This is a genomic window from Streptomyces sp. N50, assembly GCF_033335955.1.
Lineage (GTDB): Bacteria > Actinomycetota > Actinomycetes > Streptomycetales > Streptomycetaceae > Streptomyces.
Genome location: NZ_CP137549.1, coordinates 7,757,314 through 7,777,686, shown reverse-complemented (window position 1 = coordinate 7,777,686; position 20,373 = coordinate 7,757,314). Strand labels below are relative to the sequence as shown.

Below are 20,373 nucleotides of genomic sequence, written 5' to 3'. Positions count from 1 at the left end.
TCCGCTACGAAGGTCATCCATGCCCCACAGCCAAACCTCTGCACCACGCGACAGCCTGGCAGGCGTACGCCTCGCGCGCGGAGCATCGCCGTGGCTCCTGCCGACCGTCGCCACCGCAGCCCTCAGCCTGGTACGTGCGCGCAAGTCCGGCGCCGCCAAGGCCGTGGCCGTACCCGCCACCGCGCTCGCGGCGGGCATGCTGTGGTTCTTCCGCGACCCCGAGCGCGAGATCACCCAGGGCCGGGTCATCTCGCCCGCCGACGGTGTGGTGCAGAGCATCATGCCGTGGAAGGACGGTCGCACCCGCGTCGCCATCTTCATGAGCCCGCTGAACGTCCACGTCAACCGCGCGCCGCTCTCCGGCACGGTGACGTCGGTCGAGCACATCCCGGGTGGTTTCGTTCCCGCGTTCAACAAGGAGAGCGAGAACAACGAGCGGGTCGTCTGGCACTTCGACACCGAGCTCGGTGACATCGAGATGATCCAGATCGCCGGCGCCGTCGCCCGCCGCATCGTGCCCTACGTCCCGCAGGGCACGAAGGTCGAGCAGGGCGAGCGCATCGGACTGATCCGCTTCGGTTCACGCGTCGACATCTACCTCCCCGAGGGTGTCGACGTGGACGTGGAGGTCGGTCAGAAGACGGTGGCTGGGGTGACTCGCATTGACCGTGGTTGATCCGGAGACACAGGCGGGCTGGGTGCCCGAGGCCGATGAGGTGGACGACGAGGAGGAGATGCCTCTTTCTCTCCGCCTCTCAATAGCGGACACCCTCACCCTCGGCAACGCCACCTGCGGCTTCATGGCGGTGTACTTCACCACCACCGGCATCCTGATCCCGCACCTGACGGGCAACGACGAGTCGACCGGCATGGCCCGCCACAGCGCGGCCACCGCGGTCATCCTGATGCTGTGCGCGGCGGTCTTCGACCTCTTCGACGGCCTCGTCGCCCGCAAGCTGCGCTCCTCCCCCATGGGCGCGGAGCTGGACAACCTGTCGGACCTGATCAGCTTCGGCCTCGCGCCGGCCTACTTCGTCCTCGTCTACGGCATGGTCGCCGACGACGCGCACCAGAGAGTGGCCGCGGTCGGGGCGATCGTGGTGCTGCTGGCGGTGGTGCTGAGACTGGCCCGCTTCTCGTGCGTGACACCGCCGAACGGCATGTTCCAGGGCATGCCCTCCCCGTTCGGCGCGCTGACGGTGGTCTCGATCGTGCTGCTGGAACTGCCCTTCGTGGCAACGCTGCTCGCGATCCTGGGCACCGCCTGGCTGATGGTGAGCCGGGTCGAGTACCCGAAGCCGCGCGGTCGCCTCGCGGTCGCGATGCTCGCCTGGATCGTCCTGTCGATGGGCCTGCTGGCATCCTGGGCGTTCGACGCCCCGGGCGGTCAGCTGCTCCTCCAGACGGGCTGCGCGCTCCAGCTGGTCATGGGCGCGGTGATCCCGCTGTTCGCGACGGCCCGCCGCGTGAACAACTTCCGCGGCAACCGGCGTGAGGCGCGAGCCGCACAGCTGCCGTAGCGGTCGTAGCAGACGGAACGAAGGGCTCCGAGCCGCTTGGCTCGGGGCCCTTCGACGTTCCTTGAGGTACTCGGCCTCAGACCAGGAAGTCCCGGGCGATGTTCTCCGCGACCCGCTCCAGGATCGGTCCGGCGTCCGCGATGCACTTCACGACGTCCGGTTCGATCGACGTGAGCGGGTACGCGCGGCGGATGCCCGCGTGGCCCAGGGACTGCGGGGGCAGGGCGAGGCGGCCGCAGACCGCGACGACCTCCTTGCCCTCCGCGCGGGCCGCTGCCGCGACGCCTGCGGGGGCCTTGCCGTGGAGGGTCTGTTCGTCGAGGGAGCCCTCGCCCGTGATGACGAGGGTGGCGCCCTCCAGGGCCGAGGCGAAGCCGAGGACGTCGAGCATGACCTCGATGCCGGGGCGGAAGCGGGCGCCGAGGAGGAGGGCGCCGTAGCCGATGCCGCCGGCGGCGCCCGCGCCCGGTGCGGAGGCGTACTCGGCGGCCTTGGTGCCGATCGCCTCCTCCAGGACCTTGGCGTAGTGGCCGAGGGCCGCGTCGAGGGCGTCCACGTCGTCCGGTGCGGCGCCCTTCTGCGGGCCGTAGACCGCGGGGGCGCCCTTGGGGCCGGTGAGCGGGTTGTCGACGTCGCTCGCGAGGATCAGGTCGACGGAGGTGAGGCGTGGGTCGAGGCCGGTGAGGTCCGCCGAGGCCAGGTCGGTCAGGCCGCCGCCGCCCGGAGGCACCGGTTCGCCCTCCGCGTCCAGGAAGCGGGCGCCGAGGGCGGAGAGCATGCCCGCGCCGCCGTCGGTCGTGGCGCTGCCGCCGACGCCGAACACGATCGTGCGGGCGCCCGCGTCGAGCGCGGCCCGCAGCAGTTCGCCGGAGCCGTACGTCGAGGAGGTCAGCGGGGCGAAGACGCCCTTGGGCAGGCGTTGCAGCCCGCTCGCCTCGGCCATTTCCACGACGGCCGTGTCGCCGCGTACCGCGAAGGCCGCGGTGACCTCGTCGCCGAGGGGTCCCGCGACCCGTATCTCCCGTCGCTCGAAGCCCGCCGCGACGGCCGCGTCCACCGTGCCGTCGCCGCCGTCTGCGACCGGCATCGCCGCGACCTCCAGATCGGGTACGACCCGGCGCAGCCCGGCCGTCACCCGCTCGGCGACCTGCACGGCCGTCAGCGACCCCTTGAACTTGTCCGCGGCGATGAGCACCCTCTGGGTGCCCCTCTGTGCAGCGTTCGCCACCTTGCGATCCCCTTGCTCTACGGGCCCCCGCGCGTTCAGGGGCCAGTCGCGCCGCTGCGACCTTAACCGGCGGACGCCCCCGCCGTCATGCCCCGACCGAACGCTGGGACCGGGCTGAGCACACGCTGTGGGAATCGGGTACACCGGAGGTATGACCCCTCTGGGCACTGAGCCGGCGCTCGCGGACCGCATCCTCGGGGGCTGGCTGGGCCGGATCGCGGGCAACATGCTCGGCAAGCCGGTCGAGCAGGGCGACCTGTGGACGCGCGACCGCATCGACCGCTACCTCCGGCAGGCCGCCGCCCTGCCCCTGACCGACTACCTCCCCGAGCCCCCCAGCGACAGCGACGGCTTCGAACTGCGCCCCGAGTGGCAGCGGTGCGTACGCGGCCGGATCCACGGCAGCTGCCGTGACGACGACGTCGACTACGCCATCCTCGGCCTCGACCTCCTGGAGACCCACGGCTTCGGCTTCAGCACCGAGCAGGTCGGCGAACTGTGGCTGCGGAGACTGCCGTACCTGCAGACGTTCACCGCCGAGCGGGCCGCCTACCGCAACCTCGCCAACGGCCTCAAGCCACCGCTGACGGCGACGCACGACAACCCGTACCAGGAGTGGATCGGCGCGTTGATCCGTGCCGACATCTACGGTTGGACCGGTCCAGGCGCCCCGCATCGCGCGGCCCAACTGGCGCGCAGGGACGCGGTGTTGTCCCATTCCGGGAACGGCGTCTACGGCGCCATGTGGGCCGCCGCGCTGATCTCGGCGGCGTTCACCGCGCCGACCGTCCGGCACGCGCTGGACACGGCGCTGACGGTGATCCCGCCGGGCTGCCGCCTCGCGCGGACCGTGCGCCGGGTGCTCACGCTGCACGAGACCCGGATGACCTGGGAGGACACGCTCACCACGCTGTCCGAGGAGACGGCGGGGCTCGGCTGGATCCACACGATCCCGAACGCGGCCGTCCTCACCGCCGGACTCCTGTACGGCGACGGCGACTTCACCCGCACCATCACGCTGACCGTCCGCGGCGGCCTGGACACCGACTCGAACGGCGCGACGGCCGGTTCGGTCGCCGGGGTGATGACCGGCGCGGACGCGATCCCGGACCAGTGGAAGGACCCGCTGGAGGACACCGTGCGCAGTGCGGTGTTCGGCTTCGACGGGGTGCGGATCAGTGAACTGGCGGCGCGGACCGTGCAGTTGGTGGGGGCCGATGCCTAGACGGCACCCTGCGCGATCAGACTCCGGGCGCAGTCGAGGACCGCTTCCCGGGCCGGGCGCGGTTCCCAGCCGAGGACGCGGCGGGCCTTCTCCGTGCTGTGGCGGTTGCGGCGGCCGAGCGCGGGGGTGATCTCGCGCAGGGACCGGTCCAAGAAGCGGGCGGCGAGGCGGACGGCGAAGTCCGGGAGGCGGCGCGTGGAGACGGTACGGCCGTGCTCGCCGAGCCCGTCGCGCAGGGTGCGGGCGATGTCCTCCATCCACACGAACTCCCCGGTGGCCAGAAAGCGTTGGCCCGCTGCGGCAGGTGATTCCATCGCCCGGATGTGGACGTCGACCAGGTCGCGGACGTCCACGACTTCGAGGCCGATGCGGGGGACGCCGGGCATCTTCCCGCTCACCATGCGGGCGATGATGCCGACGGAGCCCATGGTCGCGGTGGTGAGGACCGGTCCAAAGACCGCGCCGGGGAGGACGGTGGTGAGCTCGGTCGGACCCTCGTAGTCGCGCATGAAGTCCCAGGCTGCGCGCTCGGCGAGGGTCTTCGAGCGGCGGTAGGGGATGAGGGTCGGGTCCTCTGGATCGGTCCACAGCGACTCGTCGGTGATGCCTTCGGAGGCGTACGACGAGGGGCTCGCGGCGTTCGCGGCCGAGGTCATCACCACGCGTCGTACGCCCGCCTCGGTGGCCGCGCGCAGGACACGCAGGGCGCCGCCGCGGGCCGCGGCGATCAGCGCGTCGGGGTCGTCCGAGGCGGCGCCGAGCGGGGAGGCGACGTGCAGGACGAGGTCGACGCCCTTGAGCGCGGCGTCCCAGCCCTCGTCGGCGGTGAGGTCGGCGACGGCGAAGCTCAGCCGTCCGGCGGGGTCGACGACGGTCGCGACGGCGTCGGTGACCGCGCGTTCCCTGCCCGGGGCGCGGACGGTCGTACGGACGTCGTAGCCGCGGCGGAGCAGTTCGGCGATGCACCAGCCTGCGATGTAGCCGCTGCCTCCGGTGACCAGGACGGTTTCGGGCATGACGGTGCTCCCTTGCTCCCTGTGGTGTCGGATGGGGATGTGCCAGAATGGAGAGCGAAACGGAGGCCCCTCCGGTACAAGTTCCAACGTACCGGAGGACCCTCCGCTTAGCAATCCGACACCGGACGGACGCCCCAGACCCGTGAACCCGAAACCGACCCGCCGCGACGCCCTCGACAACCGGGAACGCATCCTGACCGCCGCCCGCGAGGCGATCGCCGCGTCGAGCAGCGCGTCTCTCACCGCGATCGCCAAGGAGGCGGGAGTCGGCATCGGGACGCTGTACCGCCACTTCCCCACCCGGGAGGCGCTGATCCTGGAGCTGTACCGCCACGACATACAGCACCTGATCGACCGCGCGCCGGCGCTCCTCGCGGACCATCCCCCGCTCGTGGCTCTACGCCTCTGGTTGGACGAGGTCGCCCACTACGGGAGGCTCAAATACGGCGTCGCCGAGGTCATCCACGCGGCGACGGACGGGGGCGCGGACGACGAGTACTTCGCGCCCTTCGTGGCCGCGATCGCCGTACTCCTGAAGGCGGGTGCCGCCGACGGGTCGCTCAAGTCCGGGATCGATCCGGAGGATGTGCTGCTTCAGTTGAGCGTGCTGTGGCGGCTCGATCCGGCGCGGGGTGGGGAGGCGCGGGCCGGGCGGATTCTGGACCTCATCGTGGACGGGCTGCGGGCGACTCCGTAGCCACCGTGCTGTCGAACGCCTCCGCCGTCACGCCGAACGCGCGCAGCACCAGCCGGTCGCGCAGGCCGTCCGGCAGGAAGCGCAGCAGGGCGAGGGCGCGGCCGTCCTTGCCGGTGGTGGTGAGGGTCGCGGGGCGGCGGGCGGTCAGGGCGCGGACGACGGCGTCCACGGCCGGGGCGACCGGGCCGAGCTGCTGGCGGGCGGCTGTTGTGCGTACGGCGTCCAGGGCGCGGGCGTAGTGGCGTTGGGTCGCCGGGGAACCGGCCCGGCCCAGGTCGGCGCTCGCCTTGTCCGCGGTGGCGAAGATGGGGGTGTCCATGGCGCCGGGTTCGACGAGGGTGACCTTGACGCCCTGGTGGCGGAGTTCCGCGCGCAGGGAGTGGGTGAGCGCGGCGAGGGCGGCCTTGGAGGCGGCGATCGGGCCGAAGAACGGTGGCGGGACGCGGGCCGAGACGGCGCCGATGTTCACGATCCGGCCGCCGGACGCCCGCAGCGCGGGCAGGAAGGCGCGGATGACGGTCGCCTGACCGATCACGTTGATCTCGAACTGGCGGCGCCATGCCTCGGCGGGCGTCAGCTCGACGGGGCCCTGGCCCATGATCGCGGCGCTGTTCACCAGCCCGTCGAGACGCGGGCCGACCTGCTCGGCCGCCGCGGCGACGGAGTCCTCGTCGGTCAGTTCGAGCCGGACGGGGGTGAAGCCGGCTTCCCGGAGCGCCTCCGCGTCCGCGGGGCGGCGGTGGGCGGCGTACACGATCCAGCCGTCGGCGTGCAGGGCGCGTGCCACCGCAGAGCCGACGCCGCCGGTCGCGCCGGTGACCAGGACGGTACGGGGAGTGGACGGGGACAGCTCAGCCACAAGGGCCGCCTTTCGGCAGGGAGTTGGGATCACCGCGGACCTGCGGGTCCGGTGTCCCTCCCACCCTGCGCCGAGCCGTTCTCCGTTTGAAGAGTGCAGAATTTACTGGTGCCCGTGACACCACCACCAGAAGCCAAGGACCACGGCCGCAAGGCCCTCGCCGCCTTTCTGCGGTCCCGGCGCGAGCGTGCCGACCCTGCGGAGACGGGGCTGCCACCGGGTGGTCGCCGCCGCACCCCGGGGCTGCGCCGGGAGGAGGTCTCGCTGCTCTCCGGCGTGAGCCTGACCTGGTACACCTGGCTGGAACAGGGCCGCGACATCAACGTCTCCCCGCAGATCCTGCTGGCCCTCACCCGCGCGTTGCAGTTGGACGACGTGGAACGGGCGCACCTGTTCCGGCTGGCGGGACGGACCGCCCCCGAACCGGCCGAGCGGTCCCTCCAAGTCCCGGACGCCGTACGGGCGTTCCTGGACACGCTGATGCCGAACCCCGCCTTCGTCATCGACCGCTGCTTCGACGTCCTGGCCTGGAACCGGGCCCAGGAAGCCATCCTCGGGCCGGCCCTCCTCGACCGGCCGCGCCGCGAACTCAACAGCGCCTGGCTGCTGTTCAGGGAACCGGGCATCCGTGCGCTGATGCCCGAGTGGGAGGCGGAGACGGAGTGGATGGCGGGTCTGCTGCGCCAACAGGCGGCGTACGAGCTGGACAACCCGCGGTTCGCGGAGCTGATCGCCGAACTGCTCGCCACCAGCCCGCACTTCGCACGCCTGTGGGAGGCACACGAGGTGGTGGAGTTCCGCTCCTCCCTGCGCCGCTACCACCACCCTCTCGCGGGTGACATCGAGGTGTCGTTCGTACGGCTCGCGGTGCAGGAGGCGCCCTGGTTGAGCCTGGTCTGTCACTTCCCGGTGCCGGGCAGCGAGTCGGAGAGGCGGCTGCGCGGGCTGGTTACCCTTCCTGGATGACCACTACGCAAGACTTCGCCACGTACCTCGCGGGTCTCCCCCGCATCCTCGCCGGGGCCGCCGCCCTCTTCCGTGACACCGAGGGCCAGGTCCTCCTCGTCGAGCCCAACTACCGTGAGGGCTGGGCCCTTCCGGGCGGCACGATCGAGTCGGACGACGGCGAGACCCCGCGCCAGGGCGCGCGCCGCGAGACCTTGGAGGAGATCGGCCTCGACGTCGAACTCGGCCGGCTGCTCGCCGTCGACTGGGTCTACCACGGCCCGGACTACCCGCCGTTGGTGGCCTACCTGTACGACGGCGGAGTCCTCACGGCGAGCGACCTCAAGTCGATCCAGCTCCAGGAGGAGGAGCTGTTGTCGTGGCGGCTCGTCCCGCGTGAGGACGTCACGGAGTACCTGCCGGGGTCGTTGGGGCTGCGGGTTCTGGTCGCGCTGGATGTGCTGGAGGAGGGGGCGGGGACCGCGGAGTTGGAGAACGGGCGGCGGGTCGGCTGACGGGGGCGAGCGCCGGGGCGCGTCGGCTCACGCCGGGCGGAAGGCCGAGCGGCTGGACACGGTGCCGACGCCAAGCGGAGGGGCGGAGGCAGGGGAGGTCACCAACGCCGGTGGCAGCCGAGCCAGTTGGCCCGCATCAGCCACCTCCGCCCCCAGGGGCTCAGCCCTCGGCCTCCCGCGGTTTCACATCCACCTCGCGCAGCGCGTCGTCACTTCCACGACGAGAGCCGCGTCCAGCGAGACGGTCACCTTGGCCATGCGCGGACCGTGGCACCCGGTACCGGGCGCCCGATATCCGCTCGCCGCCCCGCCCCCACCCACCTACCCTCGGCTGCATGAGCAAGCCTCTCGTCGCCCTTCTCAGCGGGGCGGGTATCTCCACCGACTCCGGCATCCCCGACTACCGCGGCCCCAACGGCCTCTGGCGCCGTGACCCCGAGGCCGAGAAGCTCGTGACCTACGAGTACTACATGGGTGACCCGGAGATCCGGCGCCGGTCCTGGCGGATGCGGCGCGCGAACCACACGCTCCAGGCCGAGCCCAACGCCGCGCACCGGGCCGTCGTAGAGCTGGAGAGGTCCGGTGTGCCGGTGCGGGTCATCACGCAGAACATCGACGGGCTGCATCAGCTAGCCGGGCTGCCCGCCCGCAAGGTGGTCGAACTGCACGGCACCGCGCGGGAGTTCAGCTGCACCAAGTGCCCTGCGCGCGGGCCGATGGCGGACGCGATCGCCCGGGTCGAGGCCGGGGAGGACGATCCCGCGTGCCTGGAGTGCGGCGGGATCCTGAAGTCCGCGACCGTGTACTTCGGGGAGCGGCTCGACCCCGTCGTCCTCGGTGAGGCCGTCGCCATCACCAAGGCCTGCCAGGTGTTCATCGCCGTCGGGAGCAGTCTCCAGGTGCAGCCCGCCGCCGGGCTCGCCGGTGTCGCCGCCGATCACGGGGCCCGGCTCGTCATCGTCAACGCCGAGGCGACGCCCTACGACGACCGTGCCGACGAGGTCGTACGGGAGCCGATCGGGACCGCGCTGCCCCGGCTGCTCCACGGACTCAGTGGGTGACCCGGAGCTTCGACTGGCCGTGCGGGAGTTGTTCCCAGTCGTCCATGAAGCGTGCGTTCAGGCCGTGTCGGGCGGCCAGCGCGACCAACGTCTCGGTGCGGTAGTAGAAGTCCTCACGCAGGACGTGGTGTTCCTCGCCCTCCGTGCGGTCGAAGGTGAAGTCGAACCAGCCGCCCGGTGCCAGGACGCGACCGACGTTGGCGAGGCACTCCTCGATGACCGGGAGCGGGGAGTGCGAGAACACGCTGTGCGCGTGGACGACGTCGAAGTGCGCGTCGGGCAGGAAGCGCAGGGTCAGGTCGTGTACGGGGGTGAGGGTGGGAAGGCGTTTCTGCAGGCCCATCTCCACGAGCGTGTCCTGTGCCGCCGCCAGGATGTCGGGCGAGATGTCGATGCCGTAGTAGTGCCCGGGGTCGAGATGGCGGATGAAGCGCCAGCCGCCGCGCAGGTTGCCGCAGCCGATCTCCAGCATGCGGTGTCCGGGGCGCAGGCCGTGGCCCAGGAGGTAGTCGAACTGCAACGCGCCCAGCGCCAGCCAGCGTTCGCGGCTCGCGCTGCCGACCGCCGCGTCCGGGTCGGCCCGGGTGTCGGAGCGCATCACGGCGCGGTAGTAGGAGACGTGGTCCGGGTGACGGTGGCGCAGCCAGGCGTCCCGGGTGGCACGGGCCAGGTGGCGGGGCACGCGGTCGGGGTGGCGCAGGGCGTAGGCGATGCGGTGGCCGAGGGCGGCGCGGTTGGCGCTGAGGTTCTTGGTGGGCACGGGATCGTCGCCTTCCGAGGTGGGGTGCGGGGTGGTGATGCCAGCCTCGGTGCGGGAGTCGGGTGTCCGGCTCGGTCAACGGGCGGTGATCCGGGGGTGGTTCGGGTGATCCGGATGTCAGCCGAACGGTTGATGCGCCGTCCCGTCCATCGCGTTAGACACGGAGGATGGGACACACGGAACGGCAGCGGGAACTACGGAGGACGGGACACATCGGTCCGGACGAGCGGCTGTTGCCCGCGGTGGTGCACGCCGCGTTCTTCCTGCTGCTCGGCTCGTCGTTCGTGCGCTTCCTGACCCGCGACCAGGGCGGGGCCCGCACCGGCTGGGTGCTCGCGCTGTACGCGGTCTTCTGTCTGCTGTACGTCCTCGGGCAGTTCCTGGCCCCGGCGCCCCGCCCGGGTTCCGCGCCCAGCCCACGTCATCTCGCCTGGCTGGGCTCGGTGTTCGCCGTCTGGACCGTGCTCCTCGCCCTCGCGCCGAGTGCCACCTGGTGCGCGATGCCCCTGCTGTTCGCCGGCCTGTACGCGCTGCCCGCGCGGTTCGCGGTGCCGCTGGCCGCCGTGCTCACCGCGCTCGTCGTCGCCTCCGAGATACGGGTGGCCGACGGCGCGCTCAACCCGAACATGATCGTCGCCCCGCCGGCCCTCGCGGCGGTCGCCACCGCCGTCCTGGTGCGGTCGCAGCGGCAGGCGGCCCGGCAGCTCGTCCTGATCGACGACCTGGTCCGCACCCGCCGCGACCTCGCGGCCACCGAACGGCGGGCCGGTGTGCTGGCGGAACGGCAGCGGCTGGCCACGGAGATCCACGACACCGTGGCGCAGGGCCTGTCCAGTCAGCAGATGCTGTTGCAGGCCGCCGAGCGGCTGTGGCGGACGGACCCGGAAGCGGCCCACGCACACGTGCTCAAGGCCGCCGAGATCACCTCCCGCGGGCTTGCCGAGGCACGCCGGTTCGTGCACGATCTGGCACCGGCCGACCTCGTCGAGGACTCCCTGCCGGCGGCGCTGGACGCGCTCGCCGAGCGGGAGAGCGGTCCGGGCCTGACGGTGGAGTTCCGGCTCGACGGCGATCCGGGCCCGCTGCCCGAGCGGACCGCGGCGGCGCTGCTGCGCATCGCCCAGGGCGCGTTGGCCAACGTACGCGAGCACGCGGCCGCGACCCGGGCTGCGCTGACCCTGACCTGCCTCGACGACCAGATCTCCCTCGACGTCGCCGACAACGGCCGTGGTTTCGACGCCGGTTCTCCCCCGGTGTCCGCGCCCGGCCGGGCGCGCGGCCACGGACTGCCCGCGATGCGGATCCGGGCCCGGCAGTCCGGTGGCACGCTGAGCGTGGAGTCGGCCCCCGGCGAGGGCACGGTCGTGTCGGTCGCCGTACCTGTCGCCCCTGTCGACCCCGGCGTCCGTGATTCCCGTGAGGAGCTCGTCCCGTGAGCACACCCGTACCCGTACGTCTGCTGCTGTGCGACGACCACGCCGTCGTACGGGCCGGACTGCGTGCGCTGCTGTCCAGCGCCGACGGTATCGAGGTGGTCGGCGAGGCGGGCAGCGGCGAGGAGGCCCTCGCCCTGGCCGCCCGGGTCCGGCCCGACGTGGTGCTGATGGACCTCCAGCTCGGCGACGGCATGGACGGAGTGACGGCCACGAGGAAGCTGACCGCCGGTGACGGCCCCCGCGTCCTGGTCCTCACCATGTTCGACACCGACGCCGACATCACCCGCGCCGTCGAGGCGGGCGCCACGGGCTACCTCCTCAAGGCCGAACGCCCCGAGGAACTGTTCACCGCGATCCGCGGCGCCGCGTCCGGCCGTACGGCACTCTCGGCCCCGGTCGCCGACCGGCTCATGGCGCGGATGCGCAGCCCGCACCCCACCCTGTCCGAGCGCGAGCGCGAGATCCTCGGCCAGCTGTCCCGCGGCCTCGGCAACCGGGAGATCGCCCGGGCCCTCTTCATCAGCGAGGCGACGGTCAAGACCCATCTCGGGCGTATCTACGGCAAGTTGGGGGTGGAGACGCGGTCCGGGGCGGTGGCCGTCGCCCAGGAGCGACGGCTGCTGTCATGACACCGCACCGCCCGGATTGCTAGAAGAGCGCCGCCCCGCTCTCGAAGTCCAGCAGTCGCTGCTTGCGGTCCAGGCCGCCGCCGTACCCCGTGAGACTGCCGTTCGCGCCTACGACCCGGTGGCACGGGACGATGATCCCGATGGGGTTCTTGCCGTTGGCGAGGCCCACCGCGCGGGAGGCGCCCGGGTTGCCGAGGGCGTCGGCGAGGTCGCCGTAGGAGCGGGTCTCGCCGTAGGGGATGCGGCGGAGCTGGTCCCAGACCGTCTGCTGGAACGGGGTGCCGTGCAGGCGTAGTTGGACCGTGAACTCCTTCAACTCGCCCGTGAAGTACGCCTGTAGTTGGGCTGTCGTTTCGGCGAAGGGGGTGTCGTCGGGGGTGCCGAAGTTCTCCTCCGGGGGGCGGTGGCGCTGGTCGACCATGTAGAGGCCGCAGAGGGCGCCGTCCTCGTCGGCGACGAGCGTCAGCGGGCCGTACGGGCTGTCGATCACCGTGTGGTGCTTCATGACCTTGACTTTCCTAGTCCGAATTTCCTTATACCGGGAGGAAGTTGATCGGGTGGCTGTCCGTCGCCCACAGGTACTGGACCGCGTACGCCCGCCAGGGCCGCCAGGCCGCCGCGCGTGCGGTGAGGGCCGCCGGGGTCGACGGGAGGCCCAACTCCTGGGCGGCGCGGCGGATTCCGAGGTCGGTGGGGAGGAAGGCGTCGGGGTCGCCGAGGGCGCGCATGGCGATGACGTCGGCCGTCCAGGGGCCGAAGCCGGGGAGCGAGAGGAGTCGGGCGCGGGTTTCCGTCCAGTCGCTCTCCACTCCCAAGTGGAGCGTGCCGTCGGCCAGTTGGGCGACCAGGGTGGTGAACGTGGTGCGGCGCGTCCGCGGCATCGCCAGTGATTCCGGGTCCACCGCCGCCAGTGACTCCACCGACGGGAAGAGGTGGGTCAGGCCGCCCTCGGGGTCGTCGACCCGTTCGCCGTGCGCGGTGACCAGGCGGGCCGCGTGGGTGCGGGCCGCCGCCGTGGAGACCTGCTGGCCGAGGACGGCCCGCACGGCGAACTCCGCCTCGTCGACCGTGCGCGGGACGCGGCGGCCCGGCGCCTTGTCCACCAGCGGTGCCAGCACCGGGTCGGTCCTCAACTGGTCGTCCACCGCGACCGGATCGGCGTCCAGGTCGAGCATGCGGCGGCAGCGGCTGATCGCCACCGGCAGGTCGCGCAGGTCGCTGAGGGTGAGGCGGCAGGCGATGTGGTCGGTCCGGGGGGTCAGGGACGCGATGCCGTGCCCGTAGGGGAGGCGGAGGGTGCGGCGGTACGCGCCGGCCCGCCACTCCTCCACGCCTGGTACAGCGGTCGCCGCGAGGTGGCCGAAGAGGTTGTCGGGGTTGAGGGGGGTGCGGAACGGCAGGCGGAGGGTGAGGGTGCCGGGGGTCAACACCGTCGTCTTCGGGCGCCTGTTGCGCAGCTCGCTCGGGGAGAGGGCGAAGACGTCGCGCACGGTGTCGTTGAAGGTGCGGATCGAGGAGAAACCGGCGGCGAAGGCGATCTCCGCCATCGGGAGGGCGGTCGTCTCGATCAACAGCCTTGCCGTCTGAGCGCGTTGGGCGCGGGCCAGGGCCAAGGGGCCCGCTCCCAGTTCGGCGAGGAGCTGGCGTTCGATCTGGCGGGTGCTGTAGCCGAGGCGGGCGGCGAGGCCGGGAACTCCCTCGCGGTCCACGGTTCCGTCGGCGATCAGGCGCATGGCGCGGGCCACCAGGTCGGCCCGCTGGTTCCACTCCGGGGAGCCGGGGCTGGTGTCCGGGCGGCAGCGCTTGCAGGCCCGGAAACCCGCCTGCTGGCAGGCCGCCGCGCTCGGGTAGAACGTCATGTTCTCCGGCTTGGGCGGAACGACCGGGCAGCTGGGTCGGCAGTAGATGCGGGTGGTCAGGACGGCCGTGAAGAACCAGCCGTCGAAGCGCGCGTCCTTGGACTGGACCGCGCGCACGCAACGCTCCGTGTCGGTGTGCATCCCGTTCTGCATACGTCCAGCATCCGATACGGGGCGGACCGGGGCTGGCGGGAATCCGACATCAACCTTGTGTGGCCTGGTCAGGCACGGATCACCGTACTCCCGGCGCAGGCGTCAGGGGCGCGGACGGGATATGCGTTTGTGGTGTGACCTCCGGCTTTGTAGCGTCGGCTTCCGTGACGCCTCCTCCCCCGTCTGCGCACCCCGCAGACTCCCTCCCGGCCCTGCTCGACGCGGCCCGGAGCGACTACGAAGCCCTTCTCGCGAAGGGGCTCAAGCTCGACCTGACCCGCGGCAAGCCCTCCGCCCGCCAGCTCGACCTGTCCGCCGCGCTGCTCTCGCTGCCCGGCGACCGCCACACCTCCGCCGACGGCACGGACTGCCGCAACTACGGTGGCGCGGACGGGCTGTTGGAGCTCCGGGAGATCTTCTCCGGGTTCCTCCAGGTCCCGGCCGACCAGCTGCTCGCCGTGGGCAACTCCAGCCTGGAGCTGATGCACGACTGCCTCGTGCACGCGCTGCTCGGCACGCTGCCCGGGGCCGCGCGGCGCTGGGCGGACGAGGAGCGGGTCGCGTTCCTGTGCCCGGTGCCCGGCTACGACCGGCACTTCGCGCTGTGCGAGCGGTTCGGCATCGAGATGATCCCCGTGCCGATGACCGCCGAGGGTCCCGACATGGACGTGGTGGAGCGGCTGGTCGCCGATGACCCCGCCGTCAAGGGCATCTGGTGCGTGCCCAAGTACAGCAATCCGGACGGGACTTGCTACAGCGACGACGTCGTACGGCGACTCGCCGCCATGCCTGCCGCCGCGCCGGACTTCCGGGTCTTCTGGGACAACGCGTACGCCGTGCACCACCTCACCGACGAGGAGGTGGAGATCGCGGACATGCTCGCCTCCTGTGCCGCGAGCGGGCATCCCGACCGGGTCTTCGTCTTCGGGTCCACCTCGAAGATCACGCTGGCCGGTGCGGGCGTGGCGTTCTTCGGCTCGTCCCCGGCCAACGTGGCCTGGCTGCGCGGCTGCAGCGCCAAGCGGTCCATCGGCCCGGACAAGGTCAACCAGCTGCGGCACGCGATGTTCCTGCGCGACGCCGACGGGGTGCGCGATCACATGCGCGGGCACCGTGAGCTGCTGCGGCCGAAGTTCGACACCGTGCTGCGCATCCTCGCCGAGCGGCTGGGCGACACCGGGCTCGCATCCTGGTCGACGCCCCGGGGCGGCTACTTCATCACCCTCGACGTGCCCGACGGGTGCGCCCGCGAGGTGGTGCGCCGCGCGGCGGACGCCGGTCTCGCCCTGACTCCGGCGGGCGCCACGCATCCGTACCGTGACGACCCCAGGGACCGGACGATCCGTATCGCCCCTCCTTCCCGGACCTCTCCGAGATCGAGGAGATCATCGAGGGGGTGGCCACCTGCGTACGGCTGGTGGGGTACGAGAAGAGCTACGAAAAGCTTGCGTCCGAGGGGAGTTGACCCGGTTCGCGCACCGCACACCTGACGCTCTCCAGGTGTGCGGTACCTCACGCCCCGGTTACAAATCGCTCAACCTCTGGTTGCGAAGCGGTGCGCAGTCCACGATGGGCACATGACCCTGGCCGAGCGAGCCATGCAGCGACTGGAAGGCTGGCGCGACCTCAGCGCGGTCCCGGCCAGCTGTGGCACGGGGCGGGCGCTGCGGTCCGCCCACAGCGAGATCGTGCATTTCCACTCCGACCACGATGTGGACCTGCATCTCACCGTCGGGGCCATCCTCCGGTTCCATCACGATCTCAGTGAGTCGACCGCGATCCGGATCATCCCGGGCTCCCGCTGGGTGACGGTCCACCTGGACTGCGAGACGGACGTCGACCTGCTGCTGAGCCTCGTCAGCGTCGCCCTCAAGGCACACGCGGGCGGGCCCCCTTCCGGGAGCCCGCCCATGACCGGCTGCAACTTCCACCGGGTGACACTCGTACCGCGCGACGGCGACTAGAAGATCGCCGCTGTGTCGTCCTCGCCCTCCTCAAGGAGGTTGGCGGCGGCGCCGACGATGCGGGGATCGGGGCTGCCGACGACCTCCTCGTCCTTGTCGGCGTAGTCGAAGCGGGCCAGCACGCTGCGCATGGCCTCGACCCGGGCCCGCTTCTTGTCGTTGCTCTTCACCACGGTCCAGGGCGCGTGCTCCGTGTCGGTCTCCCGGAACATGGCGACCTTGGCGGCGGTGTAGTCGTCCCAGCGGTCCAGGGACTCCAGGTCCATCGCGCTGAGCTTCCACTGCCGTACGGGATCCACCTGGCGGATCGTGAAACGGGTGCGCTGTTCACCCTGTGAGACGGAGAACCAGAACTTGATCAGGTCGATGCCGTCGTCCGCCAGCATCCGCTCGAACAGCGGGGCCTGGCGCATGAAACGGCGGTACTCGTCGTCCGAGCAGAACCCCATCACGCGCTCCACGCCCGCCCGGTTGTACCAGGACCGGTCGAACAGCACGATCTCGCCCGCGGTCGGCAGATGCTGGACGTAGCGCTGGAAGTACCACTGGCCGCTCTCGCGCTCACTCGGCTTCTCCAGGGCGACCACGCGGGCGCCACGCGGGTTCAGGTGCTCGGTGAACCGTTTGATCGTGCCGCCCTTGCCGGCCGCGTCGCGCCCCTCGCAGACGATGACGAGCCGGCGTCCGGTCTCCTTGACCCAGCGTTGCAGCTTCAGCAGTTCTATCTGCTGGAGCCGCTTGTGCCAGTCGTACTCCTTGCGCTCCATGCGCTGTTCGTACGGGTAGTTCTCCCGCCAGGTGTCCACCGTGCTGCCGTCGGGCCGTACCAGCACCGGGTCGTCGGCGTCGGTGTAGTCGACCCGCAGCCCGGTCAGCAGTTCGGTCATACCGGCCTCCTCTCAAGGGGGTTCAGTGGCTCAGAGGTGATCGGTGGTGATCCGCCGTACTCAGTGGAACTGCGGCACGATCAGATAAATGCCATATGCCACGACAGCCGCACAGGCGAGAAAGCACAACCCCGCCTGCGTCAGACCGAGGGCGTGCGTGCCGCCGTCCACCTCGCGGGCGGCCTCGACCCGGGCGAGGCCCAGGATGCCCAGCGCGAAGACGACGACCACACCGACGGTCACGCCGACACTCACCGCGAAGACCTCGCCGAGGGCGTTCCAGTCCACACTCATAGCTCAACTCCCTTGGTTCAGGCGGCCGTACGGACGTCCGAGGACGCCTCGCTGCGGATGGTGACCTCGTGGGTCTCGTTCACGTTGTCCGCGTGCACGGGGTTGCGACGCGAGGCGATCACGATGAACAGGGCCACGGCGGCGGCGATCAGGGCGATCAGCGCCGTACCGAGGTTGCCGCCGTGCTTGACGACGGTCGCGGACAGACCGCCGACCGCGGCGGCGGCCGGGAGGGTGACCAGCCAGGCGATGACCATGCGGCCGGCCGTACCCCAGCGCACCTCGGCCAGGCGTCGGCCGAGACCCGCGCCCAGGATGCCGCCGGAGCAGACCTGGGTGGTGGACAGCGCGAAGCCCAGGTGGGCGGAGGTCAGGATGACGGTCGTGGAGGCGGCCTCGGCCGCGAAGCCCTGCGGGGACTGGATGTCGGTGAGGCCCTTGCCCATCGTGCGGATGATGCGCCAGCCGCCGATGTAGGTGCCCAGGCCGATCGCGAGTCCCGCCGCGGTGATGACCCACACCGGCGGACCGGCGTCGTGGCCGAGCGCGCCCACGGAGATCAGGGTCAGGGTGATGACGCCCATCGTCTTCTGGGCGTCGTTCGTGCCGTGCGCGAGGGAGACCAGGGAGGCCGAGGCGATCTGGCCGAGCCGGAAGCCCTTGGTGACCGAGTCCTTGCGGGCCCGGGCGGTGATCTTGTAGGCGAGGTAGGTGGCGAGGAGAGCGGCGATTCCGGCCACGAGCGGGGAGGCCACCGCGGGGATCAGGATCTTCTCCACGACCTTGTCGAAGTGGACGCCGTTGGAGCCCGCGCCGACCCAGACGGCGCCGATCAGGCCACCGAACAGAGCGTGCGAGGAACTGGACGGCAGCCCCAGCAACCAGGTCAGGAGATTCCAGAGGATCGCCCCGACGAGCCCCGCGAAGATCATCCCTGGCGTGACCAGGGTGTCGTCGACGATGCCGCCGGAGATCGTCTTGGCGACTTCCGTGGACAGGAAGGCGCCGACGAGGTTGAGGGCCCCACTGATCAGGACCGCCGTTTTGGGCTTCAGCGCCCCGGTGGCGATGGACGTCGCCATCGCGTTGGCGGTGTCGTGGAATCCGTTGGTGAAGTCGAAGGCCAAGGCCGTGACGATGACGACCGCCACGAGGAACGTGATGTGGTCCATCGTTCGATGGAAGCAATCGAAGGCGTACATTCGGCCAACCGGAGGCCAAATCGAGGCATGGCCCGTGCAACGCAGATGTGCACACGGCTCCCTCCGCCCGACCTTCGCACCTTCCTCCACTTCATGCGCACACTTCCTGCTTTTTATGGCATGGCCCGGTCAAATCTGCGAAGCTTCCCCCGCGATCACGCAACAGCTACGCGCGTTCCCGCGGCCGCCCGCCGGCACACCCAGTCCGGTCGGGCGGCCACCGAGCAGGCCGGTATCCCGGCCGCCGTATAAGGAGTTCCGTGTGAGATCGACCCCCCACAAGGCTCTCGCCGCCGGCGTCTTCGCCGTCGCCGCAGTGGCCGCGCTTTCGCTCCCCGTCACGCCGGCCGCCGCAGCGCCGGCGGCCGCTCCGCTCGCCGCCGCCTGCACCCCGGCGCAGGTGGTCTCGGGCGGCGACTTCGAGAGCGGCACCTCGTCCTGGACCCCGTCCTCGACGACCGTCATCACCAGCCGCACCGGCCAGTCCGCCCACGGCGGCTCCAGCTACGCATGGCTGGACGGCACCGGCGGCACGCACACCGACAGCCTGAGCCAGAGCGTCACGATCCCGTCCGGGTGCAGCAGCGCCACGCTCACCTTCTGGCTGCACATCGACACCGCCGAGACGACCTCGTCCACCGCGTACGACAAGCTCACGGCGAAGATCGGCAGCACGACGCTGGCGACGTACTCGAACCTGAACAAGGCCACCGGGTACGTCCAGAAGTCGTTCGACGTGTCGTCGTTCGCGGGCCAGACCGTGAGCCTCGCCTTCAGCGGCACCGAGGACTCCAGCCTCCAGACGAGCTTCGTCCTGGACGACATCGCGCTGAACACCTCGGGCGGCACGGCCCCGCCGGCCGACTCGACGCGCACACCGGCCGCCCCGGCGTACACCGTCAGCCTGAGCAGCAACACCGCCGGCACGGTCTGGACCGGCCACGAGAGCACGACCTTCACCAACGCCTCGGCCACCCCGCTCACCGAGGTGTACCTGCGGCTGTGGGACAACTACCACGGCACCTGCTCCGCGCCGCCGATCACGGTCACCAACGTCACCGGTGGCACCGCGGGCGCCCTCTCGGTCGCCTGCACGGCCCTCCAGATCGCGCTCCCGACCCCGCTCGCGCAGGGTCAATCGACCACGATCGGCTTCGACTTGGGGATCACCGTCCCGAGCGGCGCGGACCGGTTCGGCTACGACGGCGCGTTCAGCATGATCGGCAACGCGCTGCCGGTCCTCGCGATCAAGGACGGCTCGGGCTGGCACCTGGACCCGTACACGAACAACGGCGAGTCCTTCTACTCCCTGGCCGCCGACTTCAAGGTCACCCTGGACCACCCGACCACCCTGCTGGTCCCGGCCACGGGCACCTCGGTGGACACCGCCGGCTCCAGCGGCCGCACGATCACCACGGCCACCGCGTCCAAGGTCCGTGACTTCGCGTGGGCGGCGGGCCCGTTCAGCAAGATCTCGGGTACGTCGACGGCGGGCACCCCGATCAACATCTACTCGGTCTCGGGCATCAGCTCGTCCAACGCCCAGTCGATGCTCACCACCGCCAAGTCCGCAGTCGACGCCCACGCGGGCCGCTTCGGCGCCTACCCGTACGGCGAGTTGGACGCCGTCATCGACAACAACTTCTGGTTCGGCGGCATGGAGTACCCCGGCTTCGTCCTCGACCTCGTCAGCACCACGGCCCTCACCCATGAGATCGGCCACCAGTGGTTCTACGGCATCGTCGGCGACGACGAGTACAACAGCCCCTGGCTGGACGAGGCGTTCACCGACTACGCCACCGACCTCGCCCAGGGCCTGACCGGCACCAACTGCTGGAACAGCGTCTCCTGGGCCTCCTCGGCGGAGAACATCACCAACTCGATGGCCTACTGGGACGCCCACTCGTCCCGCTACTCCACCGTCGTCTACGGCTACGGCAAGTGCGCCCTGCACGACCTGCGCCGCACCCTCGGCGACACGGTGATGGCCAAACTCCTGAAGGACTACGCCACTTCGCACTGGTACGGCGTCTCGACCACGGCCGAGTTCAAGGCGGCCGCCCAGGCCGCGACGACGACGGACCTGACGTCGTTCTGGACGACGCACCGGATCGTCGGCTGAT

General features: G+C 71.1%; 20 protein-coding genes and 1 pseudogene. 12 read left to right on the top strand and 9 right to left on the bottom strand.

Annotated elements, in window-relative coordinates; translation table 11 throughout:
• The first annotated feature begins 19 nt into the window (after nt 1-19).
• Together R2B38_RS34645 and pssA are read left to right on the top strand one after the other, a co-directional pair.
• Entirely contained in the window at nt 20-676 is a 657-nt protein-coding gene (locus tag R2B38_RS34645; RefSeq protein ID WP_033279388.1) for a phosphatidylserine decarboxylase, read from the top strand.
• 22 nt (nt 677-698) lie between these two features.
• Nucleotides 699-1,520, top strand: a complete 822-nt coding sequence (gene pssA / locus R2B38_RS34640; RefSeq protein WP_019062931.1) for a CDP-diacylglycerol--serine O-phosphatidyltransferase — start codon at nt 699-701, stop codon at nt 1,518-1,520.
• A 76-nt stretch (nt 1,521-1,596) separates the two neighbouring features.
• Here pssA and R2B38_RS34635 read toward each other — a convergent pair whose 3' ends face one another.
• Nucleotides 1,597-2,715: a glycerate kinase gene (locus R2B38_RS34635; protein WP_318019750.1), complete on the bottom strand. Its 1,119-nt coding sequence runs from the start codon at nt 2,713-2,715 to the stop codon at nt 1,597-1,599.
• A 184-nt stretch (nt 2,716-2,899) separates the two neighbouring features.
• Between R2B38_RS34635 and R2B38_RS34630 the strand changes: the two genes are divergently transcribed.
• Nucleotides 2,900-3,973: an ADP-ribosylglycohydrolase family protein gene (locus tag R2B38_RS34630; protein WP_318019749.1), complete on the top strand. Its 1,074-nt coding sequence runs from the start codon at nt 2,900-2,902 to the stop codon at nt 3,971-3,973.
• Here R2B38_RS34630 and R2B38_RS34625 read toward each other — a convergent pair.
• Entirely contained in the window at nt 3,970-4,989 is a 1,020-nt protein-coding gene (locus tag R2B38_RS34625; protein WP_318019748.1) for an NAD-dependent epimerase/dehydratase family protein, read from the bottom strand. The genes R2B38_RS34630 and R2B38_RS34625 overlap by 4 nt on opposite strands.
• A gap of 142 nt (nt 4,990-5,131) precedes the next feature.
• On the opposite strand from R2B38_RS34625, the gene R2B38_RS34620 reads away from it, so the two are divergent.
• Nucleotides 5,132-5,686, top strand: a complete 555-nt coding sequence (locus R2B38_RS34620; RefSeq protein ID WP_318019747.1) for a TetR/AcrR family transcriptional regulator — start codon at nt 5,132-5,134, stop codon at nt 5,684-5,686.
• Here the strand turns inward: R2B38_RS34620 and R2B38_RS34615 are convergent.
• Nucleotides 5,655-6,545 (bottom strand): SDR family NAD(P)-dependent oxidoreductase, encoded by an 891-nt coding sequence (locus tag R2B38_RS34615; RefSeq protein WP_318019746.1) that lies wholly within the window; start codon nt 6,543-6,545, stop codon nt 5,655-5,657. The two genes, R2B38_RS34620 and R2B38_RS34615, sit on opposite strands and share 32 nt — an antisense overlap.
• Nucleotides 6,546-6,659: 114 nt before the next feature.
• Between R2B38_RS34615 and R2B38_RS34610 the strand changes: the two genes are divergently transcribed.
• The 3 genes from R2B38_RS34610 to R2B38_RS34600 all read left to right on the top strand — a co-directional run bounded on the left by R2B38_RS34610 (nt 6,660) and on the right by R2B38_RS34600 (nt 9,066).
• Nucleotides 6,660-7,511 (top strand): helix-turn-helix transcriptional regulator, encoded by an 852-nt coding sequence (locus R2B38_RS34610; protein WP_318019744.1) that lies wholly within the window; start codon nt 6,660-6,662, stop codon nt 7,509-7,511.
• Nucleotides 7,508-8,005 carry an NUDIX hydrolase gene (locus R2B38_RS34605; protein WP_318019743.1) on the top strand — a complete coding sequence of 166 codons (498 nt, stop codon included), beginning with the start codon at nt 7,508-7,510 and terminating at the stop codon, nt 8,003-8,005. The genes R2B38_RS34610 and R2B38_RS34605 overlap by 4 nt, the downstream gene beginning before the upstream one ends.
• Before the next feature lie 335 nt (nt 8,006-8,340).
• Nucleotides 8,341-9,066 carry a Sir2 family NAD-dependent protein deacetylase gene (locus R2B38_RS34600; protein ID WP_318019742.1) on the top strand — a complete coding sequence of 242 codons (726 nt, stop codon included), beginning with the start codon at nt 8,341-8,343 and terminating at the stop codon, nt 9,064-9,066.
• On the opposite strand, the gene R2B38_RS34595 is transcribed toward R2B38_RS34600, so the two are convergent.
• Entirely contained in the window at nt 9,056-9,826 is a 771-nt protein-coding gene (locus R2B38_RS34595; protein WP_318019741.1) for a class I SAM-dependent methyltransferase, read from the bottom strand. The genes R2B38_RS34600 and R2B38_RS34595 overlap by 11 nt on opposite strands.
• 167 nt (nt 9,827-9,993) lie before the next feature.
• Here R2B38_RS34595 and R2B38_RS34590 point away from each other — a divergent pair, with 167 nt between their 5' ends.
• Together R2B38_RS34590 and R2B38_RS34585 are read left to right on the top strand one after the other, a co-directional pair.
• Nucleotides 9,994-11,262 (top strand): sensor histidine kinase, encoded by a 1,269-nt coding sequence (locus tag R2B38_RS34590; protein ID WP_318019740.1) that lies wholly within the window; start codon nt 9,994-9,996, stop codon nt 11,260-11,262.
• Nucleotides 11,259-11,891 (top strand): response regulator transcription factor, encoded by a 633-nt coding sequence (locus tag R2B38_RS34585; RefSeq protein WP_318019739.1) that lies wholly within the window; start codon nt 11,259-11,261, stop codon nt 11,889-11,891. The genes R2B38_RS34590 and R2B38_RS34585 overlap by 4 nt, the downstream gene beginning before the upstream one ends.
• A 19-nt stretch (nt 11,892-11,910) precedes the next feature.
• On the opposite strand, the gene R2B38_RS34580 is transcribed toward R2B38_RS34585, so the two are convergent.
• Entirely contained in the window at nt 11,911-12,396 is a 486-nt protein-coding gene (locus tag R2B38_RS34580; protein ID WP_318019738.1) for a methylated-DNA--[protein]-cysteine S-methyltransferase, read from the bottom strand.
• Between the two features lie 28 nt (nt 12,397-12,424).
• On the bottom strand, nt 12,425-13,903 hold the full coding sequence (locus tag R2B38_RS34575) for a DNA-3-methyladenine glycosylase 2 family protein (protein ID WP_318019737.1): 1,479 nt from the start codon (nt 13,901-13,903) through the stop codon (nt 12,425-12,427).
• A gap of 164 nt (nt 13,904-14,067) precedes the next feature.
• Between R2B38_RS34575 and R2B38_RS34570 the strand changes: the two are divergent.
• Both R2B38_RS34570 and R2B38_RS34565 read left to right on the top strand, forming a co-directional pair.
• A pseudogene (locus R2B38_RS34570) lies at nt 14,068-15,368 on the top strand (aminotransferase class I/II-fold pyridoxal phosphate-dependent enzyme).
• Between the two features lie 112 nt (nt 15,369-15,480).
• Nucleotides 15,481-15,867, top strand: coding sequence for a luciferase family protein (locus R2B38_RS34565; RefSeq protein WP_043678676.1), 387 nt, complete (start codon nt 15,481-15,483; stop codon nt 15,865-15,867).
• Here the strand turns inward: R2B38_RS34565 and ppk2 are convergent.
• The 3 genes from ppk2 to R2B38_RS34550 are packed head-to-tail and all read right to left on the bottom strand — an operon-like array spanning nt 15,864 to nt 18,220.
• Nucleotides 15,864-16,754, bottom strand: coding sequence for a polyphosphate kinase 2 (gene ppk2 / locus R2B38_RS34560; protein ID WP_318019736.1), 891 nt, complete (start codon nt 16,752-16,754; stop codon nt 15,864-15,866). The two genes, R2B38_RS34565 and ppk2, sit on opposite strands and share 4 nt — an antisense overlap.
• Before the next feature lie 60 nt (nt 16,755-16,814).
• Nucleotides 16,815-17,048 (bottom strand): hypothetical protein, encoded by a 234-nt coding sequence (locus R2B38_RS34555; protein WP_318019735.1) that lies wholly within the window; start codon nt 17,046-17,048, stop codon nt 16,815-16,817.
• A 17-nt stretch (nt 17,049-17,065) separates the two neighbouring features.
• Entirely contained in the window at nt 17,066-18,220 is a 1,155-nt protein-coding gene (locus R2B38_RS34550; protein WP_019062952.1) for an inorganic phosphate transporter, read from the bottom strand.
• Nucleotides 18,221-18,512: 292 nt separating this feature from the next.
• Between R2B38_RS34550 and R2B38_RS34545 the strand changes: the two genes are divergently transcribed.
• The gene (locus R2B38_RS34545) at nt 18,513-20,372 is read left to right on the top strand and encodes a M1 family aminopeptidase (RefSeq protein WP_318019734.1); all 1,860 of its coding nucleotides are present in this window, start codon (nt 18,513-18,515) and stop codon (nt 20,370-20,372) included.
• Nucleotide 20,373 lies beyond the last annotated feature (1 nt).

What these genes read in the sequence shown, in the direction of transcription:
- R2B38_RS34645 (WP_033279388.1), top strand. Translation starts at nt 20, where the DNA reads ATGCCCCACAGCCAAACCTCTGCACCACGCGACAGCCTGGCAGGCGTA.
- R2B38_RS34630 (WP_318019749.1), top strand. Translation starts at nt 2,900, where the DNA reads ATGACCCCTCTGGGCACTGAGCCGGCGCTCGCGGACCGCATCCTCGGG.
- R2B38_RS34625 (WP_318019748.1), bottom strand. Translation starts at nt 4,989, where the DNA reads ATGCCCGAAACCGTCCTGGTCACCGGAGGCAGCGGCTACATCGCAGGC.
- R2B38_RS34605 (WP_318019743.1), top strand. Translation starts at nt 7,508, where the DNA reads ATGACCACTACGCAAGACTTCGCCACGTACCTCGCGGGTCTCCCCCGC.
- R2B38_RS34600 (WP_318019742.1), top strand. Translation starts at nt 8,341, where the DNA reads ATGAGCAAGCCTCTCGTCGCCCTTCTCAGCGGGGCGGGTATCTCCACC.
- R2B38_RS34590 (WP_318019740.1), top strand. Translation starts at nt 9,994, where the DNA reads ATGGGACACACGGAACGGCAGCGGGAACTACGGAGGACGGGACACATC.
- R2B38_RS34580 (WP_318019738.1), bottom strand. Translation starts at nt 12,396, where the DNA reads ATGAAGCACCACACGGTGATCGACAGCCCGTACGGCCCGCTGACGCTC.
- R2B38_RS34575 (WP_318019737.1), bottom strand. Translation starts at nt 13,903, where the DNA reads ATGCAGAACGGGATGCACACCGACACGGAGCGTTGCGTGCGCGCGGTC.
- R2B38_RS34565 (WP_043678676.1), top strand. Translation starts at nt 15,481, where the DNA reads ATGACCCTGGCCGAGCGAGCCATGCAGCGACTGGAAGGCTGGCGCGAC.
- ppk2 (WP_318019736.1), bottom strand. Translation starts at nt 16,754, where the DNA reads ATGACCGAACTGCTGACCGGGCTGCGGGTCGACTACACCGACGCCGAC.
- R2B38_RS34555 (WP_318019735.1), bottom strand. Translation starts at nt 17,048, where the DNA reads ATGAGTGTGGACTGGAACGCCCTCGGCGAGGTCTTCGCGGTGAGTGTC.
- R2B38_RS34550 (WP_019062952.1), bottom strand. Translation starts at nt 18,220, where the DNA reads ATGGACCACATCACGTTCCTCGTGGCGGTCGTCATCGTCACGGCCTTG.